Origin of the sequence: Sphingomonas sp. 22R3R2A-7 (genome assembly GCF_036856055.1) — a bacterium.
Taxonomy (GTDB): domain Bacteria; phylum Pseudomonadota; class Alphaproteobacteria; order Sphingomonadales; family Sphingomonadaceae; genus Sphingomonas.
The window spans coordinates 812,643-820,000 of sequence record NZ_JASPFR010000001.1 but is presented as its reverse complement, the minus strand read 5'-3'; the positions used below and the strand labels follow the sequence as shown (position 1 = coordinate 820,000).

The window sequence follows — 7,358 nt, the reverse complement described above, 5'->3', positions numbered from 1 at the left end:
TGCGGTAACGCAGAGTATTGGGTTAATTAGGTTAGGTATCACTTAGCTGAATAAAATAGGCTTCGTGAAGCGAACCCGGCGAACTGAAACATCTCAGTAGCTGGAGGAAAAGACATCAACCGAGATTCCGTTAGTAGTGGCGAGCGAACGCGGACCAGGCCAGTGCCGACAAGTGAATTAGCAGAAGCTTCTGGAAAGTAGCGCCATAGCGGGTGACAGCCCCGTATGCGAAAATGAAATTGTCGGACTCGAGTAGGGCGGAACACGTGAAATTCTGTCTGAACATGGGGGGACCACCCTCCAAGCCTAAATACTCGTACATGACCGATAGCGAACTAGTACCGTGAGGGAAAGGTGAAAAGCACCCCGATGAGGGGAGTGAAACAGTACCTGAAACGGATTGCCTACAAGCAGTTGGAGGGCTTTTATGGCCTGACAGCGTACCTCTTGCATAATGGGTCTGTGACTTAATGTATCAAGCAAGCTTAAGCCGATAGGTGTAGGCGCAGCGAAAGCGAGTCTGAATAGGGCGCCAGAGTTTGATGTATTAGACCCGAAACCCGGCGATCTAGGCATGACCAGGATGAAGGTGCAGTAACATGCACTGGAGGTCCGAACCGATTAACGTTGAAAAGTTACCGGATGAGTTGTGTTTAGGGGTGAAAGGCCAATCAAGCCGGGAAATAGCTGGTTCTCCGCGAAAACTATTGAGGTAGTGCCTCGCACGAACACCTTAGGGGGTAGAGCACTGGATGGGCTAGGGGGTCGCGAGATCTACCAAACCTAACCAAACTCCGAATACCTAAGAGTGATATGCGGGAGACAGACGGCGGGTGCTAAGGTCCGTCGTCAAAAGGGAAACAGCCCTGACCTACAGCTAAGGCCCCCAAATCGTATCTAAGTGGGAAAGCATGTGGGACTTCCAAAACAACCAGGAGGTTGGCTTAGAAGCAGCCATCCTTTAAAGAAAGCGTAACAGCTCACTGGTCTAAACAAGAGGTCCTGCGGCGAAGATGTAACGGGGCTCAAGATACGTGCCGAAGCTTAGGGTGTGCCACTTATGTGGTACGCGGTAGCGGAGCGTTCCGTAAGCCTGTGAAGCGATCTGGTAATGGGTCGTGGAGGTATCGGAAGTGCGAATGCAGACATGAGTAGCGATAAAGAGGGTGAGATGCCCTCTCGCCGAAAGACCAAGGGTTCCTGCGCAAGGCTAATCCGCGCAGGGTGAGCCGGCCCCTAAGACGAGCCCGAAGGGGGTAGTCGATGGGAACCACGTTAATATTCGTGGGCCTGGTGGTGTGTGACGGATCATGTGTGTTGTCTGCTCTTATCGGATTGAGCAGGCTTCGAAATGGTTCCAGGAAATAGCCCCACCGTATAGACCGTACCCGAAACCGACACAGGTGGTCAGGTAGAGTATACCAAGGCGCTTGAGAGAAGTGTCCTGAAGGAACTCGGCAAATTGCCTCCGTACCTTCGGAAGAAGGAGGCCCTCACTATGCGCAAGCACTTTGAGGGGGCACAGGCCAGGGGGTAGCGACTGTTTAGCAAAAACACAGGGCTCTGCTAAGTCGGCTTCAAGACGACGTATAGGGCCTGACGCCTGCCCGGTGCCTGAAGGTTAAGTGGAGGGGTGCAAGCTCTGAAATGAAGCCCAGGTAAACGGCGGCCGTAACTATAACGGTCCTAAGGTAGCGAAATTCCTTGTCGGGTAAGTTCCGACCTGCACGAATGGCGTAACGACTTCCCCACTGTCTCCAGGACATGCTCAGCGAAATTGAATTCTCCGTGAAGATGCGGAGTACCCGCGGTTAGACGGAAAGACCCCGTGCACCTTTACTGCAGCTTCAGAGTGGCATTAGGAAGAAACTGTGTAGCATAGGTGGGAGGCTTTGAAGCATCGGCGCCAGCTGATGTGGAGCCATAGGTGAAATACCACCCTGTTTGTTTCTGATGTCTAACCTCGTTCCGTAAGCCGGAACAGGGACCCTCTGTGGCGGGTAGTTTGACTGGGGCGGTCGCCTCCTAAAGAGTAACGGAGGCGCGCAATGGTGGGCTCAGGACGGTCGGAAACCGTCTGTTAGAGTGCAATGGCATAAGCCCGCCTGACTGCGAGACTGACAAGTCGAGCAGAGACGAAAGTCGGTCATAGTGATCCGGTGGTCCCTCGTGGAAGGGCCATCGCTCAACGGATAAAAGGTACGCCGGGGATAACAGGCTGATAACCCCCAAGAGCTCATATCGACGGGGTTGTTTGGCACCTCGATGTCGGCTCATCACATCCTGGGGCTGGAGCAGGTCCCAAGGGTTTGGCTGTTCGCCAATTAAAGTGGTACGTGAGCTGGGTTCAGAACGTCGCGAGACAGTTTGGTCCCTATCTGCCGTGGGCGTCGAAATTTGAGAGGAGTTGACCCTAGTACGAGAGGACCGGGTTGAACATACCTCTGGTGTACCAGTCGTTCTGCCAAGAGCGCAGCTGGGTAGCTATGTATGGACGGGATAACCGCTGAAAGCATCTAAGCGGGAAGCCTCCCTCGAGATAAGATTTCATAGAGCCGTCGGAGACCACGACGTTGATAGATCGGATGTAGAAGTGCGGTAACGCATGGAGCTAACCGATACTAATTGCTCTATTCGCGCTTGAGAGTCTCACACCATCAATGACAACACTGGGTTCGCCCGGCACGTCAGACGATAGTGCGGATGATTAAGACGACGCCAGATTGCCAGTCCCCTCGCCGTCGAGGGATTGGTCGAACACACTACTCCCAAGCACGGTATCGATTTTAAAATCCAGATATTCACGCGCACGCATGTCGCACCGGCTCCATTGCCTGGTGGCTATAGCGTCGGTGTCCCACCCGATCCCATTCCGAACTCGGCCGTGAAACCCGACTGCGCCAATGGTACTATCGCTCAAGCGATGGAAGAGTAGGTCGTCGCCAGGCATTGAAGCCCGTGCGACATGCAAGCACACAATATCAAAACCCATTCACAACGTCTTCTACACACCCAACGTCCGCACTGCGGACCGTCGCGGGGTGGAGCAGCCCGGTAGCTCGTCAGGCTCATAACCTGAAGGTCACAGGTTCAAATCCTGTCCCCGCAACCAAATTCCACAACTCGACATCACGCCGCCCTCACGGGCGGCGTTGTCGTTTGTGACGTACGGGCCGCCAGGCTCGGCGGGGCAGATCGTCACATTTTGGATAAGAGTCGACATCACTGCCGCAGCCTCGGTCCGGATCGTTCCGTCGTCGAGCGATGGCCAAATTTTACGAAGAAGACCCAGGTCCTTTGTCGTCCCCACTATACACATCTCGTTGAGAGCGGAAAAATCTGCCGTCGGGCTGGAGATGCACCCCGGGGTGTTCGGTATCGTGACGGCATTGCCGCCAGAGTAAACATGATGGTCCCGCCGTCTCATGCCACTCGGATTGACGCTGGCGAAACCTGTGGTGGAGATACCACTTTGGCTAGCGCCGGGCGCCCGCAACACGGCCAGAATTCACGTTGGCCGAACTGCCGGGCCGCGGTGTCGATATTGTCGACCAGCAGCCCGAGTTCTGGGCGGAGATCGTGGCGCGGTCTGTGCCCGGGTGACGCGAGATTAAATCACCGCGCAAACCGTCTTCCACTCCAGATAACTGTCCATCGCCTGCTTCCCACTATCGCGGCCCCAACCGGACGCCTTCATCCCCCCAATCGGGAGAGACGCGTCGTACATCGCGTGGCAGTTGATCCACACCGAGCCCGCGCGGATCTGGCCGGTGAGTCGGTGTGCGCTGGAGAGGGATTGTGTCCAGATGCTCGACGCCAAGCCGTATTGGCTGTCGTTGGCCGCAGCGACCACTTCGTCGAGATCGTCATAGGGCTGCGCGACGAGGACCGGGCCGAACACTTCCTCGCGAACGATCGTCATGTCGGGGCGGACGTCGACTACGACGGTCGGCGCGACGAACGTGCCGGCGTCGCCCGAGCGGTCGCCACCGGTCAGGACGGTTGCGCCTTCGCTCTTCGCGCCCGAGACGAAGCCGGCAACGCGTTCGGCCTGGCGCGCCGAGACGAGGGGGCCCATCTGCGTTGCGGGATCGAGCCCGTGGCCCATTGCCAGCTCCTTGGCATAGGCGACGACGCCTTCGATGACCTGATCGTGGATCGAGCGGTGGACGTACAGGCGCGAGCCGGCGATGCAGACCTGCCCTGCGTTGAAGAAGATCGCGTTGGCGACGCCGGGGATTGCGAGGTCGAGGTCGGCGTCGGGCAGCACGATCGCGGGCGACTTGCCGCCGAGCTCGAGCGTGACACGCTTGAAATTGGTCTTGGCCGCATCGAGGATGGCGCGACCGGTCTGTGTCGAGCCGGTGAAGGCGATCTTGTCGATGCCCGGATGCGCGGCGAGCGCCGCGCCGGTCTCGCTGCCGGGCCCGGTGACGATGTTGACCACGCCCGCCGGGAGCCCCGCCTGGGTCATCAGCTCGCCGAGCCGGAGTGCGCTGAGCGAGGTGTCCTCTGCGGGCTTCAGGACGATCGTACAGCCGGCCGCCAGCGCGGGCGCGAGCTTCATTGCGGTCAGCACCAATGGCGAGTTCCACGGAACGATCGCCGCAACCACGCCGACCGGTTCGCGAACGGTCCAGGCCGACATCTGCTTGCCCGCCGGCTGATAGTCTATCGAGGTCTCGACCGTGTTGCCTTCGATTGCCATCGACTGGCCTGCGAAAAAGCGGAACTGGTTGATCGCGCCAGGGATCTCGGCCCAGCGCGCGACGAACAGTGGCTTGCCCTGGTCGAGCGTCTCCAGTTCGGCGAGTTCATCAACATGCGCTTCGATCAGGTCTGCGATCGCCCACAATATGCGCGCCCGGTTGACCGGGGTGGTGGTACGCCAGCCGTCGAAAGCGATGCGGGCGGCGGTTACCGCCTGGTCGACGTCGCCGGCCGAGGCCGAGGCGATGCGACCGATTTCTTCCCCCGTGGCCGGGTCTAGCGTCGCGAACGTGCGGCCGCCTTCCGCCGACTGCCACGCGCCGTCGATCAACAGTCCTGCCCCCGTGGCACGGCGTTCGAGGAAGACACGCGTATCGGCGCGAAGTTCGGGGCGGACGATCATGACGGCTTCTCCTGCAAGGCTGGCACCGTGGCGAACGTGCCCGCGCGTGACCAATCGCCACGCCGGAAAAGTCGCACAGTGGATAGTCGCGGCGATGCGGGCCAATCGGATCATCGAGCGGTTCTAGGAAGGCCCCAGCAAAATGCGGCGTCCGCAGCGGAGGCCGCGGCATCATTATCGCGGGGACATCATGGCTTATCGTTTGGGCGTCGATGTCGGTGGGACCTTCACCGACCTGCTGCTGCTGGACCAGGAAAGCGGCGGGTTCTGGCGGTACAAGACGCCGTCGACGCCGCATGACAGCTCGGTCGGCATCCTGACCGGGGTCGAGGCGATCTGCGCGGAGGCGGGCACCACGCCGGCCGAGGTCGAGTTCTTCCTGCACGGCACCACGGTCGCAACCAACGCCGTGCTCGAAGGCAAGGGTGCGCGCGTCGGCCTCGTTACCAGCGAGGGGTATCGCCAGATCATGCAGATCGCGCGCAGCTTCGTGCCCGGTGGCCTTGCCGGCTGGATCGTGTGGCCGAAGCCGGAGCCCCTCGCCGCGTTGGAGGATACCGTCGAAATCCTTGGGCGGATCGATGCGCAGGGTAACGAGGTTCGTCCGATCGACGATGCCGATATCCGTGCGGCGCTGGAGGCGTTGAAGGCGCAGGGGATCGAGGCGCTGACCGTTTCGCTGATCAACGCGTATCTGAACGGCGCGCACGAACGGCGCGTCGCCGAACTGGCGGCGGAGATCCTGCCCGACGTACCCGTGTCGCTCAGCCATGTCGTGCTGCCGGAGATGCAGGAATACGAGCGCACGTTGACGACCGTCGCCAACGCCGCGGTCCGCCCGATCATGCGCAACTACGTCCGCAACCTGCGCACCAAGCTGCGTGACAGCGGCATGACGGGGAGCCTGTCGTTGCTGCGTTCGGATGGCGGGCTGATGTCGTCGGAGAAGGCCGAGGAACATCCGGTGTCACTGCTGATGTCGGGGCCTGCGGGTGGCGTGACGGGGGCGCTGTGGGTCGGCAAGAACGCCGGTATCCGCAATATCCTGACGCTCGACGTCGGTGGCACCTCGACCGACGTTGCGTTGATCGAGAACCTCGAGGCGCGCCGGGTTCGAACCACCGAGGTAGGCCATCTGGCCGTTCGTGCCTCGGCGCTCGACGTGAAAACTGTCGGAGCAGGCGGCGGTTCGATCGCCTACGTTCCCGAACTGACCAACGCGCTTCGGGTCGGGCCGCGCTCGGCGGGCGCGGTGCCGGGGCCCGTCGCGTATAGCAAAGGCGGCGTCGAGCCGACCGTGACCGATGCCAACGTCGTGCTCGGCTACCTGCCGGAATCGCTCCTTGGCGGCGCGTTCAAGCTCGACCGCGAGGGGGCGAAGATCGCGGTGCAGGGGATCGCCGACAAGCTCGGCATCGGCTTGATGCAGGCGGCGCGCGGGATCATCGACATCGTCAACGAGAACATGTTCGGCGCGCTTCGGATGATCTCGGTCCAGCAGGGCTACGACCCGCGCCATTTCGCGCTGATGGGCTTTGGCGGTGCAGGCCCGCTCCACGTCAACGCGGTCGCGCGGTTGATGGGCAGCTGGCCCGCGGTGTCGCCAGTCAGCCCCGGCGTGCTCTGCGCGCTCGGCGACGCGACCACGCAGATGCGCACCGAAACCGCGCGCAGCTTCTCCCGCCGCTTCATCGAAACCGACGAGCGTGAAGTCCAGGCGATCCTCAACGAGATGGCGGCACAGACGCGCGCCGAACTCGCTGCCGAGGGTATTGCGGATGGCGACATCACGTCCCTGTTCGAGATCGACGTCCGCTACGAAGGCCAGGCGTTCGAGGTGCCGCTGTCGATCGATGCCGAGACGCTGACGCGCGATGGGCTCGCCGGCGTCACCGCGCGCTTCGACGAAGAGCATCGCCGGCTGTTCACCTTCAACATGGAAACCGCGCACGAACTCGTGAACCTGCGCGCTGTGGCTCTCGGTCCGCTGCTCGATCTGAAGGCGCCGGTCCTGGAGAAGGGCAACGGCGATCCGATCGCCGCCAAACTGCGCGACCACGAACTCTGGACCGACGGCGCGATGCGGCCTGCAGTCATCTACGACCGGTCGAAGCTCCGCGCCGACGACATCATCCCCGGCCCGGCGATCATCGTCGAGATGGACTCCACGACGCTGATCGAGGGCGGCTGCATCGGCATCGTCGACCCGGTCGGCAACATCCTGATCAATCTGGCCTGAGAGGAC

2 protein-coding genes, 1 tRNA gene and 2 rRNA genes (1 of these 5 only partly in view) are annotated in these 7,358 nt (G+C 60.9%); 4 read left to right on the top strand and 1 reads right to left on the bottom strand.

All coding sequences use genetic code 11. The annotated features are described in order from the left end of the window. The 3 genes from QP165_RS03740 to QP165_RS03730 form a co-directional block, all read left to right on the top strand. Nucleotides 1-2,645 (top strand): 23S ribosomal RNA (locus tag QP165_RS03740); it begins 153 nt to the left of the window's first position. A gap of 188 nt (nt 2,646-2,833) precedes the next feature. After that, nucleotides 2,834-2,948 (top strand): 5S ribosomal RNA (gene rrf, locus QP165_RS03735). 87 nt (nt 2,949-3,035) lie between these two features. Then, nucleotides 3,036-3,112 (top strand) — tRNA-Met (locus tag QP165_RS03730). A gap of 498 nt (nt 3,113-3,610) precedes the next feature. Here QP165_RS03730 and QP165_RS03725 read toward each other — a convergent pair. Then, nucleotides 3,611-5,113, bottom strand: coding sequence for an aldehyde dehydrogenase family protein (locus QP165_RS03725; RefSeq protein ID WP_333993902.1), 1,503 nt, complete (start codon nt 5,111-5,113; stop codon nt 3,611-3,613). Between the two features lie 190 nt (nt 5,114-5,303). Between QP165_RS03725 and QP165_RS03720 the strand changes: the two genes are divergently transcribed. Further along, entirely contained in the window at nt 5,304-7,352 is a 2,049-nt protein-coding gene (locus QP165_RS03720) for a hydantoinase/oxoprolinase family protein (protein WP_333993900.1), read from the top strand. Nucleotides 7,353-7,358: the final 6 nt, after the last annotated feature.

Coding starts and splice junctions, on each gene's coding strand:
- QP165_RS03725 (WP_333993902.1), bottom strand. CDS start 5,113: ATGATCGTCCGCCCCGAACTTCGCGCCGATACGCGTGTCTTCCTCGAA.
- QP165_RS03720 (WP_333993900.1), top strand. CDS start 5,304: ATGGCTTATCGTTTGGGCGTCGATGTCGGTGGGACCTTCACCGACCTG.